Genomic DNA, 19,839 nt, shown 5'->3' with positions numbered 1-19,839 from the left:
TCTCGATAACATCGCCATTTACATCGCTCGCTATTTAATAGTTTACAACAAGGCCATTTGATGTCAATGTAATCAAACTAAATAGCACACTACTTAATAGCAAGCATAAGGAAAGCCGTCATGAAAGTGAAAATTACCGCAGGTGCTTTATTGTTAGCCAGTCAGATGACGTCAGCCTGGGCAGATTCTGCTGAAAACGTGCCGCAACCTACCGCTGGCGTGGCGACGTTCCTCAACGCACTGAACAGCAGTGGCGGAAAGCCCATGGAGACCTTATCCCCTGAAGAGGCCCGCGCAGTACTGACCGGAGCGCAGAAAGGGGCCCCACTGCCGCCCGCCCGAATCGCCGAAAAAACCATCACGGTAATGGGCAAACCGCTGACGCTGACGCTGACGATAGTGAAACCTGCCAGTGCCTCTGGCGAGTTACCGGTGTTCATGTTTTTCCACGGCGGTGGCTGGGTACTGGGTGATTTTCCTACACACGAGCGTCTGGTTCGCGATCTCGTTAATGAGTCCGGTGCTGCGGCGGTATTTGTGAACTACACACCTTCACCTGAAGCCCGTTATCCGGTTGCGATTACCCAGGCTTACGAGGCAACAAAATGGGTGGCCGAACATGGCAGTGAAATTGGCGTGGACGGTAAGCGTCTGGCACTGGTGGGGAACAGCGTGGGCGGAAATATGGTTGCTGCCGTCGCGTTACAGGCAAAACAACATAAATCACCGGCAATTCGCTATGACGTGATGCTGTGGCCTGTTACCGATGCTCATTTTGATGATGCCTCTTACCAGCAATTTGCCAACGGCTATTTTCTGACGCGAAACATGATGAAGTGGTTCTGGGACAACTACACCACCTCAGAAAAGGAGAGGAGTAACATTCTGGCCTCGCCGCTGCGCGCAACCAAAGCCGAGCTGGCGGGTTTACCGCCAACGCTGATTCAGACTGCCGAGCTGGATGTACTGCGTGATGAAGGGGAAGCATTTGGCCGAAAACTGGATGCTGCTGGTGTGCCGGTAACCGTCACGCGCTACAACGGCATGATCCATGACTTTGGTTTGCTGAATGCTCTGAGTAAAGAGCCAACAGTGCGAACGGCGATTAGCCAGGCGTCAGCAGAGCTGAAGGAACACCTTAAGTAAACGCCGTGATTCATGCGTTGTAAAAGGGCGAATCAGCCGGCCAGCGCCGGCTGACTTCTCAGGCTTCAATGCAGTCAGGCATCAGCGACTTATGACTCGTCTCTGTGCAACCTGAATAAGCGGCATACTCTGGCTTTGTAGTCGTGTAAGGGTTAATGCCCAGAATAGCCCGGTTGTCACTGTCATCGCGCTGGTTCAATGGAATAAATGCGAGTACACATGCGCGTTAGCGGCTACTCGAGGAATCTCGCTTAAGAAATATATTAAGAAGTCCGCTTCTGGCACAAAATGGCATTCTTATAGGTTGAAGGTCCGCTATAAGTGAAAAGCGAACGTCATAAACTCGACGTCAGATTATTACCACCACATTGAAAGATTACAACCCGGCTGCGAACTCAGATAGGCATCCCCATTATCTTTAGCGTGCTCTGTTGGGAAGCTGTGCTGAGAACTGTGTCTTTGACATGTAGCATCCCCTGTTTTTCATAGAATCTGTAAGCACGCTCATTCTGCTCAAGTACTTCCAACCACAGGTACTTTTTTCCACGGTTTTGCGCAATTGCTATGAATCTTTCAAACATCATCTTTCCGTAGTTTTTACCCGTCTCTGTGGGTATCAGATATAGCTTATTAAGTAAGACACCTGAAATAGAAGTCTCTGGTATACAGCTTTCCCAGGTGATCTTTGCAAAGCCGATAGGGTGATGTGCTTCTGCCAGATACCACGATGTGCTGGGATCTTGCAGACTTTTTTCAAGCGCAGGATACGAGTACTCAGCATCTAGAAATACATTCATTTCGGATTCTGAAACCCACATGTGGCTAAAATGAGAGCGATAAATGTTGTAGCCGAGCTCATTCAATATTCCTGAATTCGTCAGATCCGCATCCCGTATGTTAAATATCATGAATTAAATCCCCTGTTTAACGTTTGCTCTTAAATCCCTGAACTGCGGGAGCATTTTGGAATATGTCAGGTTCTGTACGTTGGGTTTAACATAAAATTGCTGTCAGGCTGTCCTCTGCAACCTGCCTGAACCCGAATCCCCGTGCATAACCGCAATAGGGTTCTCAATTTACACCAGGTCTTATCCTTGCTATATCTTATCTCAAATCAGCGGGCACCCTGTCCTCTCAGTCAGACCATGCGTTTATAGGGGGTATCGAAATGAATCAGACCCACTCCGTTCCGGAAATTTATAATCCTGATGTGCCGTACACAGTGAAGTGCGAGATCGTGACCCAGTTGTGCCGGGCACTGGCTGCCCATAAAAACATGACCCCGGACGATCTCAGGAAGTATCTTCTGGATAAGCTTCATGTGGATTTCGTAAATCTGGATGATAATCCGGTGGGAATGCTGCTCTTATACGAGTACCTCTATTCTCAGCGTCCCCCGGCCTGTGCCGAAGTGAAAGGAAACCTCCACTAAGAATAACCTCAGGCGGGGAATTTGTTTACCGCACCACCCCGCCTGTAACCGCGCCTGTCAGCAATAAAAAACCTCACCCGATGCCGAACGTGGCCGGTTATTCTACTCTGATAAGAAGATACCGCCCCACTGCGCTTTTGCATAACCCGGGCGCCCCCCGGGCCGCAAAGCCTGTTGAGATCACTCCGTCAGACGCGCCAGCATTTTGCCTCTGTAAGTATAAATAATTGCGCATATCAGCAGGCTAAGCAAAGCCGTGCCGATAAAGACACCCGCGCCAGTCATCGCCAGCATTACCCCACCGATTAACGGCCCGACAGAAATTCCCAGAGACGACAGCATTGAGGCACCCAGATAAGCTCCCCGATGCGCTGCCGGTGCCAGTTGATCAAGCAGGATGTTCAGGTTCGGCATCAGGATCGCTTCTCCGATACTGAACAAACTGGTTACCGTAAGCCAGAGCCAGATCTCCGTCGAACGCGTACAAAAAAAGCAGATTTGCGAAAGTGCGAAAATTAACCCGCCCAGAAGAATGCGTTTTGGCAGGGAAACCGGTGCCAGAAACCGCATGATAAACGTCTGAAAGAGCAGCACGGTGCAGGCATTCGTTACCAGTATCAGAGTAACCAGTTTTATGGCGGCGTCACCATCCAGTATAAGGAGGTACTGGGGCAGGATGGCTTCGTAATGGATGAATACAATACTGCACAAAATGCTGCACAGCAGCGCGGCAATATAGATTTTGTCCCTGGCAATAATACGTACAACCTGATGCAGTTTTAACGAAACCTCACTGGCAGCCTGTGACGCTTTCAGCAATTTACCCGCGGGCACAAATAGCAGGACGTAAACGAAAAAAGGAATATACGACAAACCCGTAATCAGGAATGTGCCCTTCTGAGAGGTAAGCCCGAACGCAATTCCGGCCAGCGGACCAAATACCGCGGCGACGTTGATAAGGTAGTAGCGCATTTGCAGGGCAAGCGCTCTGCGGCGGCGGTCCACCAGCAAATCACTCATGAGTGCACGCAGAGGAGGGTCAACCCAGGCAAAGGAAATGCCGATGATCATCAGGCCAATGAAAAACAGTCCGATGCCTGCGGCCTGAGCAAGAATGATATAGCCCAGCGCAGAAAAACCACAGCCCATGAGGAGAATGACGCGTCGACCCAGCCTGTCTGAGATCTGCCCGCCATACATACCCAGCACCACTGAAAACAGTGCGCTGCTGGTCATCGCCACGCCAATCGCAATCGGTGACATATGATAATGCTGTGCCATGATCACGGAGATAAAAGGCCAGGCCATGAAATAGCTGAAGCGGATGACCAGCATAAAAAACAGCAGCGCATGAACTGTTGCCGGAAAAGATTTCAGCGTCTGAATTAATCCTGGCGCCGCTCCCTCCTCTGCGACGGGTTTAGTTGTCATAAATCTCCTTATTCTGTTTTATGAATGCATCCCGCGCGCAGCAGCGCATAAGTGATTAAATAGTAATAAAATTATTTCACATGTCGTGCAATACAAATGTTAAAGAAAGGTTTTATTCGCCATCTTATAAGGGAAAGACTCTTTATCTGAGAGCAATGTAAGGGAATGCGCAAAGCAGATAACAGAAAGCCGACATTACTGCTGATATCAGGGCAGCCCTCACCCCAAACCGTTAACAGGCATATCAGGGGAAATTATTGGTTGCTACTCTGAAAGGTAAAAGGTCTGCTCACAACCGGTAACAGGAGGCAAGAAAATGCTGGCTTATATCACGACAGGAACCAATAACTTTCAGCGCTCCGTTGACTTTTATAACGCTCTGTTCGACGTCCTGGGCTATGAACGGCAGCCTGCCTGGACAGAAGGCTGGGCAATGTGGGGAAAAGGAAATAATCCGGATGAAGGATTCAGCTTCTGCCTCTGTCCTCCCTTTGACGGTCAGCCCGCAACGGCGGGAAACGGAACAATGTTCGCTTTCAGCGCCGATAATGCCGACATTGTCAGACGGTTTCATGCCGCTGGCCTCCTTGCGGGAGGAAAGGATGAAGGCGAGCCAGGAACACGAACCGCGTACGGACCCGATTTCTATGTTGCCTATCTGCGCGATCCTGACGGACATAAGCTGGCATGCGTTTATCAGCACTATTCTCCTGAAGAAGATAAACACGCAGAAAAAAGTCAGCCATATCATAGTCAAAATAACTGGCAGTGACTATCACTCAGCATCAGTAAGCGATGACGATCATTCAAATCTGCCCTTGTGGGAGAGAACAGTTGATAAGGATTGGGTTCATGTTCCAAGAGGCCAGGGTGGATTTACTGCCCTGGCCTTTTGCTGTCAGGCGGCTGATGGTGTTGTGAAAAATCACGCCTGCCGTCAAGCCTCCGCAACAAAATGACAACATTAATAACAAAAAAACATCTTTGTTAAACTTGTGTATAACAAAACTCACCTGTTTCACTAGGCGAAACGGTGTTTTACTGGATAAAATCAATGGAAACAGCAGGGATTCATTTTTATGTCCGCCAGGAAGGCTCAGACACACTCTGAAGTTGATGATTGCACAACAAAAATTACGCAACGTTATTAATTATGTCCTTTTTCAGATAAGGGCGAGCAAAGGAAACGGGTACAGAAAGGAATATCTCTGTGCTCAGGAAGAATCGGGTTAAATTTTAAAAGAGCGCCAGATGAAGTCATCCAGACGATCATTTCTTCGGAAAACATTTTCACTCATTCCCATTGCCGCGGTCGCGGGAACAACAGCAGTCAGCGCGGTCGCATCGGCCAAAGAAAAAGGGGAAACGTTTCATTACGTCCCGGTATTTTTTAATAACGACGAGTGGCGGTTCATTTTAGCGGCTACCGACCTGCTGATCCCTGAGGATGAGTTCGGCCCCGGTGCGGTAAGTGAAGGTGTCCCGGTCTACATCGACAGACAGATGGAACTCCCCTACGGTCATGGCTACCTCTGGTATATGAGCCCCCCTTTCCAGGAGTCGATTCCGGAAATGGGCTACCAGACTAATCTGGTGCCGCGCGATATTTACCGCAGAGGGATCGCCAGCCTGAATAAATATTGCCGCGATAATTTCCAGCATAATTTTGCCGATTTAGCCAGAGACAAACAGGAAGCCATTTTACATGACCTGGATGCCGGCAAATTAAGCCTCGACGCTCTCTCCGGAAAACTCTTTTTCTCTCAGTTATTACAAAACACCAAAGAGGGCTATTTAGCCGATCCCGTGCATGGCGGTAATCAGACTATGGCATCCTGGAAACTGATCGGTTTTCCGGGCGCACGCGCGGATTTTATTCAGGTGATGGAGAATCCGGACAAACCTTATCCCTTAGGTCCGGTCAGTATTTCTGGTAAGTATGGTGCATTAAAATGACGATTAAAAAAGAACCGGTTGATGTAGTCATTGTTGGCTTTGGCTGGGCGGGCTCGCTGATGGCGATGGAACTGGCGTCAACGGGACTGAAGATTGTCGCGCTTGAACGGGGTGAGCAACGGGACACTTATCCTGATTTCGCCTATCCGCGCATCGTTGATGAATTAACCTACGGCGTAAGACTTAAACTCTTTCAGAACATCTCAAAAGAGAGTGTCACGGTCAGGCATACCACTAAAGATACGGCTCTGCCCTATCGCCGTATGGGCTCTTTCCTGCCGGGCGATGGTGTCGGCGGAGCGGGCGTTCACTGGAATGGATTATTGTGGCGTCCTCTGGAAGCCGATCTCAGACTGAAAACGGTCGTCACTGAGAAATATGGTGCCAGCTTTATTCCGGGGGATATGACCCTTCAGGATTACCCTTTCACCTACAGTGAAATGGAACCCTATTTCGATAAGTTTGAGCGGATCTGCGGGGCTTCAGGCCAGGCCGGAAATCTTAATGGAGAGCGCATTGACGGCGGTAACCCGTTCGAAGCGCAGCGTGCGAATCCTTTCCCGACTAAACCGCTGCTTTATCAGTACTCCGCCATGCTGTTTGAAAAAACTGCGAAAGAGATGGGATATAACCCCTTTCCCGGCCCGGCGGCGATATGCACCGAAGCCTACACCAACCCCTATGGTGTCGCACTTGGCGTCTGCAACTATTGCGGTTTTTGTGAAAAATTTGGCTGCTACAACTATTCAAAAGCGTCACCGCAAACCACGATTATTCCGGCGCTCAGGCAGTACGACAACTTTGAGCTGCGCTGTAAATCCCATGTGTTACGCGTCAACAAAGACAGTTCGGGAAAACTGGCCACCGGCGTCACCTATATCGATGAAAATGGCCGTGAGGTCGAGCAGCCCGCGTCCGTTGTCATTCTCAGCGCCTTCCAGCTCCATAATGTCCGGCTGCTTTTGCTCTCTAAGATTGGCCAACCTTACAATCCGGAAACCGGCGAAGGCGTGGTTGGAAAGAATTATGCCTATCAGATGCTGGGTGGCGCCAAACTCTTCTTCAATGAAAAGACGTGGTTTAACCACTTTGCCGCTACCGGTGCCTCAGGGGCCTATATAGACAATTACAACAGTGAAAACTTCGATCACGCCGGAGTGGGCTTTATCGGCGGCAGCACCGTCTCTGCCCATGTAACGGGTTGCCGACCGATTGAACAGACGGTCACGCCGAAGAGCGCGCCCAAATGGGGAACGGGCTGGAAAAAAGCCATCCGTGACAGCTATCTACATAACATGAGCATTGGCGTCAGCTCCTCCGTCATGCCCTATAAACAGTGTTATCTCGACCTCGATCCGACCTACAAAGATGGTTACGGACTGCCGCTGTTAAGGATGACCTTTGACTGGCAGCAGAATGAACTCAGGATGACCCAGTTCATGGCGGGCAAAACGGAAAATATCGTCAAAGCGATCGGACCTGACGCTTACGATATGGGGTTCAAGTCCCTCTCTGCGCACTACGACGTTCGCCCTTATCAGTCCACTCACACCACAGGCGGCGCGATCATGGGAGACAGCCCGGCGACCAGCGTGGTGAATAAATATCTTCAGTGCTGGGACGTTTCCAACGTGTTCGTGGCCGGCGCAAGCTGCTTCCCGCAAAACCATGCCTATAACCCAACCGGAATCGTCGGCGCGACCACGCTCTTTTCAGCGAACGCCATAAAAACGATCTACCTGAAGAACCCCGGCCCGATGGTTCAGGCTTAAAGGAATAAGACGATGAAGATAACCTGTGTAAAGTTACTGCCCTTTTTAACTTTATTGTTTAGCTTCGCCTCTGCTGCGGAAGAGACTGCGCCGGATAACATCAGCAAGGGAAAATATATTGCTACAGCGGGCGACTGCGTTGCCTGTCACTCCATTGCGGGCAGGGCGAGCTTTACCGGGGGGCTGAAGATGTCGACGCCAATTGGCGCGATCTACTCAACCAATATCACCCCCGATAAAGAGACCGGCATCGGTGACTATTCCTACGACGATTTTGCCAAAGCCTTACGCGAGGGCATTGCGAAAGATGGACGTCATCTTTATCCGGCGATGCCCTACACGGCCTATGCCAGAATTAATGATGAGGATATGCATGCGTTATATGACTATATGATGCATGGCGTTAAACCCGTTCACCAGCAGAACATAAAAAGCGACATTCCCTGGCCGCTGAATATGCGCTGGCCTCTGGCCATATGGAACAGCGTTTTTCACGACGATAAGGTTTACGCCCCAGACACCACGAAAAGCGACGCGTGGAACCGGGGTGCCTACCTTGTTCAGGGATTGGGTCACTGTGGCACCTGCCATACGCCGCGCGGCATTGCTTTTCAGGAAAAATCGCTGGATCAGCAGGGAAAAAGTTATCTGACCGGCGGAACACTGGAAGGCTGGCACGCGCCCGACCTGACGGGGAATGTTAAGTCGGGACTGGGCGGCTGGTCGAACGAGGATATCGCGCTATTCCTGAGAACAGGTCGCACCAATACCTCGGCAGCTTTTGGTTCGATGACCGACGTGATTGAGCACAGTACGCAATACTGGAGCCAGTCCGATCTCAATGCGGTCGCAACCTATCTGAAATCAATCGGCTCATCGGCGTCTGAAACGCCTCCTGCACCCCGCAAAGATGCGACAACCGCCGCACTCATCAGGGGCGATGTCAGCATGCCGGGTTCCAGACTCTATATGGATAACTGTTCTGGTTGCCACCGCCTCGATGGCAAGGGGTATGCAAAAACCTTCCCTTCCCTTGCCGGTAACTCTGCGGTCCTGAGTGATGACCCTTCGTCGGTTATCAGCATTGTGCTGCGAGGAGGCAAAATGGCGGTTACAAAGGATGCGGTGACCGGGCTGGCGATGCCAGATTTTGCCTGGCGTCTCAGCGACCAGGAGGTGGCTGACCTGGTGACGTTTGTCCGCAATAGCTGGGGTAATCAGGCTCCACCGGTGAAAGCGGAACAGGTCGAAAAATTACGCAAAGAGTTGCCTGAACCGGCAAAGCCCACCTCTGAAAACCGGAATCAGTAAGCAGCAATAAAAAACGTCGCGTCCCCTCCGGGCGCGACGTTTTTGTTTACAGGCACCTGCACTGATCTGCTGCCGTCTGCAACCGACAACGCTCCCGAACAGATTCGCGCCCGGATGATAGCCGGTTTAGCATCAGCCCGTTTCCGCATCGCTGCCGTGATGATGACCTTTAAGACGCTCGCGCTGCCGTGTTTTTCGGCCTGTCACGACCATCGCCACGATAAATACCGCGGCAAACAGCACCACAATGGTCGGCGCGGGCGCGCTGTCGATGAAGAACGAGAGATAAACCCCGCTCAGCGACACCAGCACGGATACCCCGGTTGCCACCAGCAGGGCATGTGAAAAGCGCCGGGTCAGCAGAATCGCGATCGCGCCGGGCGCAATCAACAGCGAGATCGACAGAATAATCCCCACCGCTTTCAGGGTAGCGACGATGGTCAGCGAGACCATACACAGTAAGCCGTAATGGAGCCAGCGCGCGGGCAGACCGCTTACCTGTGCCTGCTGCGGGTCGAAGCTGAACAGCATAAAATCACGCCATTTCACCACAATCACCAGCACGATAAGCACGGCGATAATCAGCGTCTGAATGAGGTCCGCTCCGTTAATACCGAGCATGTCCCCGAACAGAATATGGTCGAGATGCACCTCTGGTTTCACCGCGACATAAAGAATCAGCCCCACCGCAAACATGCCTGAGAATACAATCCCCAGCACCGTATCCTGCTTTATGCGACTGTTATCCTGCAAAAAGCCGCTGGCGACAGCACAGAACAGCCCCGCCACAAACGCGCCTGCCGCCAGCGGTGCCCCCACCATCCAGGCCAGCACAATGCCGGGAAAGACCGCATGACTCATGGCATCACCCATCAGCGCCCAGCCTTTCAGCACCAGAAATACCGACAGCAACGCACAGGGTATGGACACTACCAGCGCGATGAGCAGCGCATTGTTCATAAATGCGAACTGAAAAGGTTCAGCTATCCACATCAGCCTGCCTCCTTTTTAGCCTGATGCCGGCCACGACGCCGGTTAGCCAGCAGACCATGTCGCGGTGCAAAGATGAATGCCAGCAGAAAGAGCAGCGTCTGGGCGACCACAATGATGCCGCCCGTCGCGCCATCCAGGTAGTAACTCGCCCATGCGCCGAGAAAACTGGTGAGGCTGCCAATCGCCACCGCAATGACCAGCAGACGCGGAAAGCGGTCGGTCAGCAGCCAGGCCGTCGCACCCGGCGTCACCACCAGACAGATCACCAGAAACGCGCCGACCGTCTGCAGTGCCGCCACGGTTGAGACCGCCAGCAGGATAAAGAAAAGGATTTTCAGCCGTTCAGGCTGCAGACCAATCGCCCGGGCGTGCTGCTCATCAAAGAAGGTCACCATCAGATCCTTCCATTTAACCAGCAGAACCGCGATCGAGATGCCGCCAATCAGCGCCAGCTGCAGGATATCCGCAGGCGCAATGGACAGAATATTGCCCAGCACAATGGTCTGAATGTTTACCGCTGTCGGATTGAGCGACACCATAAACAGGCCAAGACCAAAAAAGGAGGAGAAGATCAGACCGATGATCGCATCCTCCTTCAGGCGGGTGCGCTGATTCAGCAACAGCATGCTGCCCGCCGCCAGGCCACCGGAGAGAAACGCCCCCAGTGCGAAGGGCAGGCCCAGCATATAGGCGCCCGCCACGCCAGGGACGATGGAGTGTGACAGCGCATCACCGATCAGCGACCAGCCTTTCAGCATCAGATAACAGGAGAGAAAAGCGCAGAGTCCCCCGACCATGGCGGAGACCCACATCGCATTGAGCATATAGTGGTAACTGAAGGGCTCCAGCAACAGTTCCATGGTCAGCGCCCCTCCTGGTGTGCACCGTGCGGCGCAATAAAGGGACGCTCATCGTCGGTGATGATCTGATCATCCAGCCCTTTCACCATAACGTGACGCAGCACGCCGCTGAATGCGTGTTCGAGGTTAACAGCCGTGAACGTCGTCTCCGTCGGGCCGCTGGCCAGAATGGTGCCTTTTACCATCACGGTGTAGTCGCAGAATGCGGTCACCGACCCCAGATTATGCGTGGAAACCAGCATGGTCTTACCTTCATCGCGCAGTTCGCCCAGCAGGCTGATGATTCTGGCCTCGGTCTGAACATCCACGCCGGTAAAAGGCTCGTCCAGAAGGATCACACTGCCCTGCTGGGCTATGGCACGCGCCAGAAAGACCCGCTTCTTCTGGCCACCGGAAAGTTCACCAATCTGGCGATGCCGGTATTCGAGCATATCCACCCGCGCCAGCGCCTCCGTCACACTATGCCGGTCGTGCGCTTTGGGGCGACGCAGCAGACCCATATGACCGTAACGCCCCATCATCACCACATCCTCTACCAGCACCGGAAAAGACCAGTCCACCTCTTCCGACTGCGGCACATAGGCCACCAGACTCTGACGCAGCGCCTGGCGGGTAGGCATGCCCAGAATCGAGATGCTGCCGCTGGCGAGCCGGACAAATCCCATCAGCGCTTTAAACAGGGTGGATTTCCCCGAGCCATTCACACCCACCAGCGCCGCAATCGATCCACCCGGCACGCTGAAGCTGGCATCCCGCAGCGCGGTATGGCCGTTGCGCCAGGTGACGGTAACATCGGACACCACGATAGCCTCTTTCATTGCGCGGACTCCCCGGCTTTGAGGCCCTTCACCAGCGTCTCCGTCGTCACGCTGAGCAGATCCAGATAGGTTGGCACCGGACCCTGAGCCTGACTCAGGGAGTCAACGTAAAGCACCCCACCATAATGTGCGCCGGTTTCTCTGGCGACCTGACGGGCAGGCTTGTCGGAGACGGTACTCTCACTGAACACTGCGGGGATGCCCTGCTTCCTGACCTGATCGATCACTTTTCTGACCTGCTGCGGCGTCCCCTGCTGGTCAGAATTGACCGGCCACAGGTAGAGCTCTTTCATCCCCAGATCGCGAGCCAGGTAAGAAAAGGCCCCTTCGCTGGTCACCATCCAGCGTTTGTTCTCCGGGATCCCGGCTATCTGCTGGCGCAGAGGCGCGATCGCAGCACTGATTTTCTGCTTATAGGCGTCGGCATTCTGGCGATAGGTTTCCGCGTTCGCCGGATCATATTTCATCAGCGCATCGCGAATGTTATCGACGTAAATCAGCGCATTGTCCGGTGACATCCAGGCGTGTGGATTCGGTTTGCCGTTATAGGGCCCCTCGCCGATCCCGATTGGCGTGATGCCGGCAGAAACAATCACCTCCGGCACCGCCTCCAGGTGCTGATAAAACCGCTCAAACCAGCGCTCCAGATTGAGGCCGTTCGCCATGATGAGCTGTGCGCCCTGCGCGCGTTTTATATCGCCCGGGGTTGGCTGATACTCATGTATCTCAGCCCCCGGTTTAGTAATCGAGGTCACCTCCGCAGCCTCACCCGCCACGTTCTTCGCCATATCCGCGATGACGGTGAACGTCGTCACGACCTTAAATTTTTCTGCAGCATTACTGCTGGTGGCCATCAGTGTGGTCAGCAGCGCACTCAGTAATATCGCGGTGATTTTTTTAAATGGGGCCATACGGCACTCTCCGGAGGTGGTGAAAAACAGAACATAAATAGCCTGAGCTATTTTTTATAGCACAGGCTATACCTGTGCGAAAGCTCACCTGTGTGAAGTTTCTTCAGCGGCGGGTGTCAGATGTGAAGTTATGTAAATACCATGATTAAGATAATGAAACACAATGCTTTATTTCTTCACCCCGGGGTCAGTCAGCGAGAATGAAGCGGGCAGAAAACAGGCTGTTTATGCCGTTTCGCTTTAAATGGAGAGCGGGATAAGCGAATCGGCAAAAATAAGTTGATTCGGAAAAGGCGATTCAGCCGGATATCGCCCGTCATGACACGAGCGTCAGAACGCGTTATCCGTTCAGGAAATGGACAATTAATATTATCTTATCGATAGGCTGAATTGATTAAGTTTCTTAATTTTTTTTGCTACAGTTAAAGTTACTTACCGCAATCACCCAGGAGGATATTGTGTATTTTTCCAGCGATGAAAAAGCAAATGTCATCATTGGCGAAGCTGCAATGAACCTGTTTACTGCCGGTCAGGAAGTCAACGTTGAACTGCTGATAAATGAGCTACAGGTCATGGCTAACTCGGAAGTTAATGAGATTCGCCTTGAAAAACTGAAATGTGCGCGTCAGTGGCTGATGGGCTTTAAAACCATCGGTTCGCGCGGCAATGCCGCGGCAAACTGGCTTTCCCGATCGTTCGGTAAAGAGTCAGCCATTCCCGCCCCGGCGGATGACATCGTCATTAAACACTGAGCATCGTACTTATCTCCCTGCCGACCTGCTTGTACAGGTCGGAGCGTCCGGGGGTGATATCGATACAAAATTCTGGTACAATTTTTACCTCGCCTGACATCCTCGTAACATGCTGTTTTAAAAGCGATAGCATTTTTTGCACAAAAAAATTAACGCCAAAAATTCAAAATTCTGTACAAGTTTTGGAAAGGTGTATAATTTGCATATCCAGAGCGTGGTATTTTTAATCACTCGAGGACATCAACATGCGTCAGAACGGTCAAAGCCCGGAAACGATCAGCGATATTGCCCGTTACTTCAATCAGGCCAGCTCACCTTCCCAACAGGAGACGCTGGGATCGGTTGTGGTTGAAATTCTGCGCGCAGGCCAAAGCCTCAGTCGCAAAGCGATCTGTAGCAAGCTTCTGCGCCGCCTCGAGTTCGCCGCTACACCAGAACAAGAGAATCATTTGCATGAATTGATCGCGATGCTTTTTCGCCGCGAAGATTAATGCCCTACCACGGCACGCAGAGTAACTCAGGACGTCTGCTTTCAGCCCTCGTTCAGGAAGATTCAGTTTAGTTAAGAAGCCCAGCACTGCCTCCCCGTATCAGGTGCCCGCAATCGCACCTCCTGACGGATACGGGCCCGCAGCATGGCCATTGATTCGTAATCAGAGAAGCCAGTATGTACAGAAGTGAAGACGAGAAACTGACAGATGTCATGATCGGCGAAGCCGTTCTGACATTACTCAAGTCAGACAAACCGGTATCCAGCAATGCCCTGATCGCACAGCTTGAAGTGATGGCCGCTGCTGCCAATGATGATGCCGCGAAGGTTTCGATTATTCGCAAAGCCATCATTGAAGTCCGTAACGGTATGGTTGCAGCACGCAAACGTGTGAAGGGTGACGTTACCGAACGTGAAAATACTGCACATCGTATGAACAGTGACGGGCCGCCTGACGGCTCCAAAAAACACTGATTGAAAAATGTTGCGTATTTGATGTGCGCGGCTGACTTTAAGCGAAGCGGCAGCCACATTAAAAAAATTTTAGGCCGGCTGGGCAAAACGAAAACAGCGTCTACACTCGTTTTTGACTTCAACCATTGCGTCTGACTCCTTTTCTTTAGAGAAAGAATAACCATGCAACACTCTTCAACAGATTCATCCATCATTGAGTATTTCCGTAGTGAAGGCGATCTGCTTGCTCAGGAAACTGAACTGCTGGGCGCAATCATTCGCGACATTGTGGCTGACCAGGGACGCGTCACCAATAAAGCCATCATCCTCTATCTGATTGCAGAGCTGGAATGCACTTCTGACGTAGTCAGGGGTGATGTGTTGCGTAAGACACTGGAAATTGTGGTAGGCCGCACACCTGACGATGCGGGCATCTGACAGGCGCCCTGCGCTGCATCGGTAGCGCAGGGTATCTCATTCTCCCCCTTCGCTGATTGTTTCTGGCTTTTCATTATTACTCCCTTTGACGGCATGTCAGAGCGGACGACTTTATGAAAATACAATTGATATTAATTATCGTATCGCTTTCGCCTATCCTGTGAAGCCGGTAAGGCAGAATGAATGATTATGAGCGCTGCAAATATAATGATGCAGAGAACAGGTAGCCTGCAATAGAGCCTCTCTCAGGCAAAAGTTACCGCAGCGTGATAATCAGATATCTAATAACAGGCGAGAACGGTCAGACTGCCCTTTCAGCTTTAACGCTGAATACTTTGCCGGATATTTTCAGGCCAGGTGAAGGTGGCGGGGTCAGAATAGAAATGAGACTGGAGATGGCACCCCTGACTGGTGCCATCAGCCTTAATGCATTTTGCGGGTGAAGAAACTGATTGCTTCCAGACACAGTGCTTTCAGCCGGCTGTCACGCGTCTCTTCACTCAGGCGAAACAGCGCGTCCGTGATGTCGTGAAAATTAACCGGCTCTCCCGCCTTGATTAAATCACTGACTACCGCGCCAACCAGTGCACGGATCTCACTATCGTTGTCGTACTTCACACGACCTCCCAACGGTGTATGAATGTACAGTCTATCATTAGCGAGAAGTAAAAAACAAAAAAGCCGTTACAGCGGAAATATAAGCGAAGCGGCAAGGTGTCTATTATTTAGCCAACCCCGGAATCCTCCCGGGCATTATTTCCGGCTAAGATAACAACGGCGTTTTGAATAGCAAAGGCGGCACAAGGGTTATCGCTTTGCTTATATTCAGGCGATAAAGCCCCGGCTGAACAGCTTATTTACACGTTTCCGGCTTATTCATTTCCCTGCCAGCCTGCACCACCTCTCATACTTCAACCTAACCCATTCGGGTAATATCATGCAGTATGATAAAACAGACTTTATTCTCCGGCTAACGGGCGGGCACATGGCAAAATTCACCCTGAAACAGATCGCTGCCCAGTCGGGACTGAGTCTGGCAACCATCGATCGCGCGCTGCATCAGCGCGGCAACGTGCATGCCCGCACAGAACATCGCATTCAGCAGGCAATAGCCGACCTGGAACTGATGCACAAAGCGGGACTGGCCAGAGGGCGGACGATCTATTTTGACGTCATCATGCATACTCCTGACCGGTTCCAGCCTCTAATCCGTGAGGCTCTCAGCAGCCAGATCGCCAGCTTTGCCGCGTTTAAACTTCAGCTGCGTTTTCACCTCGGGGCAAATCTCACAACAGAGGGGATTAACGCGCTGCTGAATAAGAATGCGCTTCACAGTCACGGGGTCATTCTTAAAGCAGCCTGCGCTGAAGCGCTCTACCCTACCCTTGAAGCCCTGCTGAAACAGCGTGTGCCGGTGGTCACCATGATGAGCGATCTGCCCGGCAGCGCGCGCATGCGCTACATCGGTATGGATAATTTTGATGCCGGAAAGGTGGCGGCCTTTCTGATGTCAAAATGGCTGCGGGTGACCCGTTCGCACATCCTGGCAGTGACCGGCAGCCATGACTTCATCGGCGAAAGGGAGCGAATCGACGGTTTTCAGCGTGCAATAGCGCAGTTTGCTCCTCAGCATCAGGTGAGCGTGGTCGCTGGCGGATATGGGATTGATGACCGGATGCATCAGTCGGTGACGCGCTTTTTGCAGCAGCATCCGGATGCAGATGCGGTCTATACCGTGGGCGGCGGGAATCCCGGCATTCTGCGCGCTTTTGCCGGAGAGAAGCGCACGCTTAACGCCTTCATCGGGCACGATCTTGATCGCGAGAACTGTGCGCTACTGCATCAGGGTAAAATCGATGCCCTGATCGAGCATAATTTACAGCTCGATGCGCTGCACGCCTTCAGAACCCTGCTGGCGTTTCATGGATTCCTGCCGGCATCTGAGCCACCCGCGCCCTACTCCAGAATCAACATCATCACTCGTTACAACATGACGGCCTGAATAGCCTCCTTCCGGATGAAAAATCAGCGCTGAACCGGGGCCGGCTGGGGTGACAGCCTGACGTGGTCAATCAGCGCCCGCAGCTTGGGAGCCAGATTTTTGCGGCTCGGAAAGTAGAGATAGAAACCGGCAAACGTGGGCAGCCATTCGTCGAGTAACGTCACCAGCTCGCCCCGATCGATGTAGGGCCGGAAAGTTTCCTCCATCCCAAAACTGATGCCGCCGCCAGCGCAGGCGGTGCGGATCATCACGCCTATATCATTGGTCGTCAGTTGCGGATTGACGGCAACATCAAACTCGCGCCCCTGCTCAGCAAACTCCCAGCGGTATGGGGCCAGGCCCGGTTCCTTGCGCCAGCCGATGCAGCGATGATGCACCAGCTCCTGCGGATGTTGCGGCGTCCCTGCACGCGCCAGATAGTGCGGTGACGCCACCGCAACCTGACGCTGAGCAACCGAGACCGGCACCGCAATCATATCCTGAGCAATCACCTCCCCCAGTCGCACCCCCGCATCATAACCCTGCCCGACAATATCAAACTCTTCATCGGTCACGGTGATGTCCAGCTCAACGTGTGGATAGGCGGTGATGAAGCTCGCCAGTAGCTCGCCCCCAAGCATGCGTTCCGCGATGGAGGAGATCGCCAGCCTCAGCTGTCCTCGTGGCTCTGCCGCCAGTTCAGCAATGTCGTTAACGGCGCGATTCAGCGCGCTGATGGCCGGTGCCACCTCGGCATAGAGTCGCTGTCCCGCTTCCGTCAGCTGAACCGACCGCGTCGTGCGCTGCATCAGCGTGATATTGAGCCGGTCCTCCAGCCGCCGCAGACTCTGACTGATGGCCGGACGCGTCACGCCCAGCTGTTCTGCCGCCAGCCGGAAGTTGCGCGTCTGTGCCACGATAACAAAAATTTCGAGCGCATTTTTATCACTGTTCATTGGTTAGTTTCAGTTACCAGTCTGTAAAGCGGTTGGTGGATTATCTTTATAATCGACCCGTCGTAAGATTGCCACTCACAACCTGAGTGGAGAAAAAAGATGACGCAGAAAGTGATTTCAATTACCGGTGCATCAAGCGGTATCGGTGCAGGCATTGCACGCGAACTGGCGAAGAGCGATGCCATTCTGCTGCTGGGTGCACGTCGTGAAAGTCGTCTGGCTGCCCTGGCGGAAGAGCTGCGCTTTAATGGTTCTGAGGTGGCAATCAAAGCACTGGATGTGACACGCCGCGATGACGTCACGCAGTTCGTTGACTATGCGCTGGAGAAATGGGGCCGGGTGGATGTGATGATCAACAACGCGGGTATTATGCCGCTGTCGCCGATGGCGTCGTTGCGGGTGGAAGAGTGGGATCAGATGATCGACGTCAATATCAAAGGCGTGCTGTATGGCATTGCGGCGGTACTGCCGTCCATGCTGGCCCGCCAGTGTGGTCACATCATTAACATCGCATCCATCGGCGCGCTGGCGGTGTCGCCCACCGCGGCAGTCTACTGTGCCACGAAGTTTGCAGTGCGGGCGATTTCCGATGGGTTGCGGCAGGAGAACAGCGAGCTGCGCGTCACCTGTGTTCACCCCGGCGTGGTCGAAAGTGAGCTGGCATCAACAATCACCGATCCGGTAGCGGCGGAGGCGATGCAGCAGTATCGCGCCATCGCGCTGCAGCCGGACGCCATTGGTCGCGCCGTGCGTTATGCGATTGAGCAGCCGGAAGAGGTGGATGTGAACGAAATTGTGGTGCGGCCAACCCGAACCCGGCAGTAAGCAACCGGCCCGATGCATAGAGGACACCGGGCCGGCGCTTTTTCTGTCAGTAGAGCACCCTGCGAGTACGCTGTACGGTGACGGCGATCGCCGTCAGCGCCACCAGCATCAGGAAAACCCCCAGGCCAACCATGGCATTAAATCCATAGGCCTTGAAGAGCAGCAGTCCGGCGATACAGCCGCTTAAGAAGGAGAAGACCGTGGTCAGATGGGTATGCAGCACCTTCTGGAAAAAGCGACGGTCGTCCGTCTCAAGATGTACAGCATGTGAAGTGTGAGCAAAAATCCATGAACCCAGCGCAATACCCGCATCGGTCAGCGTCCCGGTGATATGGGTTGATCTGACACGTCCGTTGGAGAGCTGCGTCGAGGTGGCGTTGTGAATCCCCATCAGGAAGCCCAGCACAATCAGGATCTCTCCGTTATAACTGGGCCGATAGTACATCAGCTCGAAGATCGAGGCCGCCGTCAGTGCCAGCCCCTCCGCCAGAATGATCAGACAGAAAATAGTGCGTAACCGGTATTTATGCCCCACCACCACTGCCAGCCGCGCAACGGTACAGCCAAAAACGAAGGCAATAATCAGTGCCATCAGAAACAGCATGGTGTGGAGATCGCTGGTGGTAACTTCGGCAGAGATCTGCGAGGTGTTGCCGCTCATGTGCGAGGGGAAAAACCCAAACGCCCCCAGCGCCATGGCATTAAGGATACCGGCGGTGGTGGCAAGCACCAGCGCCAGCAGTCGATCTTCGGTATGCGAACGCACTTTCTTCTTTTTTATCAGCACAGGCTACCCCACATCAGGTGATTGCAATAAATCCATAAAACCTAAAGCATACAGCCTGATACGAATAATTCCTGTCAGAACCAGATAACTCTGATGAAATAAGCCATTAATTTTGCTGATTTTTATAAAGCAGATTCAGTTTACTTTTAAAAGTGTCAACGACGCGATGAAACACCGGAGCGCATTCTCAGTCTACGATAAAGAGCTGCGCGCCAGCTGACGTAAAGGAACGGTGCGGTTCAGCGTCATCTGCCACCTGATAACTGACACCCGGCGTCAGAACGAAACGGCGACCATCGGCCAGTTCGGTGTGCAGCTCACCCGACAGGCAGAGCAGAATATGGCCTTTGGTGCACCAGTGATCGGCGACATAGCCCGGTGAATAGTCCACCATCCGCACCCGGATATCGTTGAACTTCACGGTTCGCCAGGTCGCATGCCCCTGCTCGCCGGGATGGACCGTCTCTTCAATCTGATCCCACTGCGTCAGACCAAAGGGCAGATTTTCAATTTTCATCTGTTTTCCT

22 protein-coding genes are annotated in these 19,839 nt (G+C 52.8%); 12 read left to right on the top strand and 10 right to left on the bottom strand.

Annotated elements, in window-relative coordinates:
- Positions 1-120: 120 nt before the first annotated feature.
- Positions 121-1,146: an alpha/beta hydrolase gene (locus tag CKF42_RS01020; RefSeq protein WP_111207243.1), complete on the top strand. Its 1,026-nt coding sequence runs from the start codon at positions 121-123 to the stop codon at positions 1,144-1,146.
- A gap of 395 nt (positions 1,147-1,541) precedes the next feature.
- Here CKF42_RS01020 and CKF42_RS01015 read toward each other — a convergent pair whose 3' ends face one another.
- Complete coding sequence (locus CKF42_RS01015; RefSeq protein ID WP_111207242.1) at positions 1,542-2,054, bottom strand: GNAT family N-acetyltransferase; 513 nt, start codon at positions 2,052-2,054, stop codon at positions 1,542-1,544.
- 260 nt (positions 2,055-2,314) lie between these two features.
- On the opposite strand from CKF42_RS01015, the gene CKF42_RS01010 reads away from it, so the two are divergent.
- Positions 2,315-2,578, top strand: coding sequence for a hypothetical protein (locus CKF42_RS01010; protein WP_111207241.1), 264 nt, complete (start codon positions 2,315-2,317; stop codon positions 2,576-2,578).
- A 180-nt stretch (positions 2,579-2,758) separates the two neighbouring features.
- On the opposite strand, the gene CKF42_RS01005 is transcribed toward CKF42_RS01010, so the two are convergent.
- Positions 2,759-3,913 carry an MFS transporter gene (locus tag CKF42_RS01005; protein WP_233501008.1) on the bottom strand — a complete coding sequence of 385 codons (1,155 nt, stop codon included), beginning with the start codon at positions 3,911-3,913 and terminating at the stop codon, positions 2,759-2,761.
- A gap of 412 nt (positions 3,914-4,325) precedes the next feature.
- On the opposite strand from CKF42_RS01005, the gene CKF42_RS01000 reads away from it, so the two are divergent.
- The 4 genes from CKF42_RS01000 (at position 4,326) to CKF42_RS00985 (ending at position 9,048) form a co-directional block, all read left to right on the top strand.
- Positions 4,326-4,781 carry a VOC family protein gene (locus CKF42_RS01000; protein WP_111207239.1) on the top strand — a complete coding sequence of 152 codons (456 nt, stop codon included), beginning with the start codon at positions 4,326-4,328 and terminating at the stop codon, positions 4,779-4,781.
- Between the two features lie 479 nt (positions 4,782-5,260).
- The gene (locus CKF42_RS00995) at positions 5,261-5,965 is read left to right on the top strand and encodes a gluconate 2-dehydrogenase subunit 3 family protein (protein WP_111207238.1); all 705 of its coding nucleotides are present in this window, start codon (positions 5,261-5,263) and stop codon (positions 5,963-5,965) included.
- Positions 5,962-7,737, top strand: coding sequence for a GMC family oxidoreductase (locus CKF42_RS00990; RefSeq protein ID WP_111207237.1), 1,776 nt, complete (start codon positions 5,962-5,964; stop codon positions 7,735-7,737). The genes CKF42_RS00995 and CKF42_RS00990 overlap by 4 nt, the downstream gene beginning before the upstream one ends.
- A gap of 12 nt (positions 7,738-7,749) precedes the next feature.
- On the top strand, positions 7,750-9,048 hold the full coding sequence (locus CKF42_RS00985) for a cytochrome c (protein WP_111207236.1): 1,299 nt from the start codon (positions 7,750-7,752) through the stop codon (positions 9,046-9,048).
- A gap of 132 nt (positions 9,049-9,180) precedes the next feature.
- Here the strand turns inward: CKF42_RS00985 and CKF42_RS00980 are convergent, their stop codons facing one another.
- From CKF42_RS00980 to CKF42_RS00965, 4 genes are read right to left on the bottom strand one after another with little or no spacing between them, the layout of a single operon-like run.
- Entirely contained in the window at positions 9,181-10,041 is an 861-nt protein-coding gene (locus tag CKF42_RS00980) for a metal ABC transporter permease (RefSeq protein WP_111207235.1), read from the bottom strand.
- On the bottom strand, positions 10,041-10,901 hold the full coding sequence (sitC, locus tag CKF42_RS00975; protein WP_111207234.1) for an iron/manganese ABC transporter permease subunit SitC: 861 nt from the start codon (positions 10,899-10,901) through the stop codon (positions 10,041-10,043). The genes CKF42_RS00980 and sitC overlap by 1 nt, the downstream gene beginning before the upstream one ends.
- Positions 10,902-10,903: 2 nt before the next feature.
- On the bottom strand, positions 10,904-11,719 hold the full coding sequence (locus CKF42_RS00970; protein WP_111207233.1) for a manganese/iron ABC transporter ATP-binding protein: 816 nt from the start codon (positions 11,717-11,719) through the stop codon (positions 10,904-10,906).
- Positions 11,716-12,630 (bottom strand): metal ABC transporter substrate-binding protein, encoded by a 915-nt coding sequence (locus tag CKF42_RS00965; protein WP_111207232.1) that lies wholly within the window; start codon positions 12,628-12,630, stop codon positions 11,716-11,718. Before CKF42_RS00965 ends, CKF42_RS00970 begins: the two co-directional genes overlap by 4 nt.
- Positions 12,631-13,088: 458 nt before the next feature.
- Between CKF42_RS00965 and CKF42_RS00960 the strand changes: the two genes are divergently transcribed.
- The 4 genes from CKF42_RS00960 to CKF42_RS00945 all read left to right on the top strand — a co-directional run bounded on the left by CKF42_RS00960 (position 13,089) and on the right by CKF42_RS00945 (position 14,763).
- The gene (locus CKF42_RS00960) at positions 13,089-13,382 is read left to right on the top strand and encodes a hypothetical protein (protein WP_111207231.1); all 294 of its coding nucleotides are present in this window, start codon (positions 13,089-13,091) and stop codon (positions 13,380-13,382) included.
- Between the two features lie 245 nt (positions 13,383-13,627).
- Positions 13,628-13,873: a regulatory protein YcgZ gene (gene ycgZ, locus CKF42_RS00955; RefSeq protein ID WP_009092772.1), complete on the top strand. Its 246-nt coding sequence runs from the start codon at positions 13,628-13,630 to the stop codon at positions 13,871-13,873.
- Between the two features lie 176 nt (positions 13,874-14,049).
- The gene (locus tag CKF42_RS00950; RefSeq protein ID WP_009092771.1) at positions 14,050-14,346 is read left to right on the top strand and encodes a hypothetical protein; all 297 of its coding nucleotides are present in this window, start codon (positions 14,050-14,052) and stop codon (positions 14,344-14,346) included.
- Between the two features lie 162 nt (positions 14,347-14,508).
- A complete protein-coding gene (locus CKF42_RS00945; RefSeq protein WP_009092770.1) occupies positions 14,509-14,763 on the top strand; it encodes a biofilm/acid-resistance regulator YmgB/AriR in 255 nt (84 codons plus the stop codon).
- 423 nt (positions 14,764-15,186) lie between these two features.
- Here the strand turns inward: CKF42_RS00945 and CKF42_RS00940 are convergent, their stop codons facing one another.
- Positions 15,187-15,381 (bottom strand): hypothetical protein, encoded by a 195-nt coding sequence (locus CKF42_RS00940; protein ID WP_009092769.1) that lies wholly within the window; start codon positions 15,379-15,381, stop codon positions 15,187-15,189.
- Between the two features lie 367 nt (positions 15,382-15,748).
- Between CKF42_RS00940 and CKF42_RS00935 the strand changes: the two genes are divergently transcribed.
- Positions 15,749-16,765, top strand: a complete 1,017-nt coding sequence (locus CKF42_RS00935; protein ID WP_111207319.1) for a substrate-binding domain-containing protein — start codon at positions 15,749-15,751, stop codon at positions 16,763-16,765.
- 23 nt (positions 16,766-16,788) lie between these two features.
- Here the strand turns inward: CKF42_RS00935 and CKF42_RS00930 are convergent, their stop codons facing one another.
- Positions 16,789-17,700 carry a LysR family transcriptional regulator gene (locus CKF42_RS00930; RefSeq protein ID WP_111207230.1) on the bottom strand — a complete coding sequence of 304 codons (912 nt, stop codon included), beginning with the start codon at positions 17,698-17,700 and terminating at the stop codon, positions 16,789-16,791.
- Positions 17,701-17,799: 99 nt separating this feature from the next.
- On the opposite strand from CKF42_RS00930, the gene CKF42_RS00925 reads away from it, so the two are divergent.
- Entirely contained in the window at positions 17,800-18,525 is a 726-nt protein-coding gene (locus CKF42_RS00925) for an SDR family oxidoreductase (protein ID WP_111207229.1), read from the top strand.
- Between the two features lie 46 nt (positions 18,526-18,571).
- Here the strand turns inward: CKF42_RS00925 and CKF42_RS00920 are convergent, their stop codons facing one another.
- The gene (locus tag CKF42_RS00920) at positions 18,572-19,312 is read right to left on the bottom strand and encodes a YoaK family protein (RefSeq protein ID WP_009092765.1); all 741 of its coding nucleotides are present in this window, start codon (positions 19,310-19,312) and stop codon (positions 18,572-18,574) included.
- Positions 19,313-19,499: 187 nt separating this feature from the next.
- Positions 19,500-19,829, bottom strand: a complete 330-nt coding sequence (locus tag CKF42_RS00915) for a DHCW motif cupin fold protein (protein WP_058957266.1) — start codon at positions 19,827-19,829, stop codon at positions 19,500-19,502.
- Positions 19,830-19,839 lie beyond the last annotated feature (10 nt).

Origin of the sequence: Pantoea sp. ARC270, assembly GCF_003236725.1 — a bacterium.
Taxonomy (GTDB): Bacteria; Pseudomonadota; Gammaproteobacteria; order Enterobacterales; family Enterobacteriaceae; genus Pantoea; species Pantoea anthophila.
This window is presented reverse-complemented; position numbering and strand designations above follow the sequence as displayed.

Bases quoted from the DNA above. Each gene is read 5' to 3' on its own strand.
- CKF42_RS01020 (WP_111207243.1), top strand. From the start codon at position 121: ATGAAAGTGAAAATTACCGCAGGTGCTTTATTGTTAGCCAGTCAGATG.
- CKF42_RS01015 (WP_111207242.1), bottom strand. From the start codon at position 2,054: ATGATATTTAACATACGGGATGCGGATCTGACGAATTCAGGAATATTG.
- CKF42_RS01010 (WP_111207241.1), top strand. From the start codon at position 2,315: ATGAATCAGACCCACTCCGTTCCGGAAATTTATAATCCTGATGTGCCG.
- CKF42_RS01005 (WP_233501008.1), bottom strand. From the start codon at position 3,913: ATGCTGGTCATCCGCTTCAGCTATTTCATGGCCTGGCCTTTTATCTCC.
- CKF42_RS01000 (WP_111207239.1), top strand. From the start codon at position 4,326: ATGCTGGCTTATATCACGACAGGAACCAATAACTTTCAGCGCTCCGTT.
- CKF42_RS00995 (WP_111207238.1), top strand. From the start codon at position 5,261: ATGAAGTCATCCAGACGATCATTTCTTCGGAAAACATTTTCACTCATT.
- CKF42_RS00990 (WP_111207237.1), top strand. From the start codon at position 5,962: ATGACGATTAAAAAAGAACCGGTTGATGTAGTCATTGTTGGCTTTGGC.
- CKF42_RS00985 (WP_111207236.1), top strand. From the start codon at position 7,750: ATGAAGATAACCTGTGTAAAGTTACTGCCCTTTTTAACTTTATTGTTT.
- CKF42_RS00980 (WP_111207235.1), bottom strand. From the start codon at position 10,041: ATGTGGATAGCTGAACCTTTTCAGTTCGCATTTATGAACAATGCGCTG.
- sitC (WP_111207234.1), bottom strand. From the start codon at position 10,901: ATGGAACTGTTGCTGGAGCCCTTCAGTTACCACTATATGCTCAATGCG.
- CKF42_RS00970 (WP_111207233.1), bottom strand. From the start codon at position 11,719: ATGAAAGAGGCTATCGTGGTGTCCGATGTTACCGTCACCTGGCGCAAC.
- CKF42_RS00965 (WP_111207232.1), bottom strand. From the start codon at position 12,630: ATGGCCCCATTTAAAAAAATCACCGCGATATTACTGAGTGCGCTGCTG.
- ycgZ (WP_009092772.1), top strand. From the start codon at position 13,628: ATGCGTCAGAACGGTCAAAGCCCGGAAACGATCAGCGATATTGCCCGT.
- CKF42_RS00950 (WP_009092771.1), top strand. From the start codon at position 14,050: ATGTACAGAAGTGAAGACGAGAAACTGACAGATGTCATGATCGGCGAA.
- CKF42_RS00945 (WP_009092770.1), top strand. From the start codon at position 14,509: ATGCAACACTCTTCAACAGATTCATCCATCATTGAGTATTTCCGTAGT.
- CKF42_RS00935 (WP_111207319.1), top strand. From the start codon at position 15,749: ATGGCAAAATTCACCCTGAAACAGATCGCTGCCCAGTCGGGACTGAGT.
- CKF42_RS00930 (WP_111207230.1), bottom strand. From the start codon at position 17,700: ATGAACAGTGATAAAAATGCGCTCGAAATTTTTGTTATCGTGGCACAG.
- CKF42_RS00925 (WP_111207229.1), top strand. From the start codon at position 17,800: ATGACGCAGAAAGTGATTTCAATTACCGGTGCATCAAGCGGTATCGGT.
- CKF42_RS00915 (WP_058957266.1), bottom strand. From the start codon at position 19,829: ATGAAAATTGAAAATCTGCCCTTTGGTCTGACGCAGTGGGATCAGATT.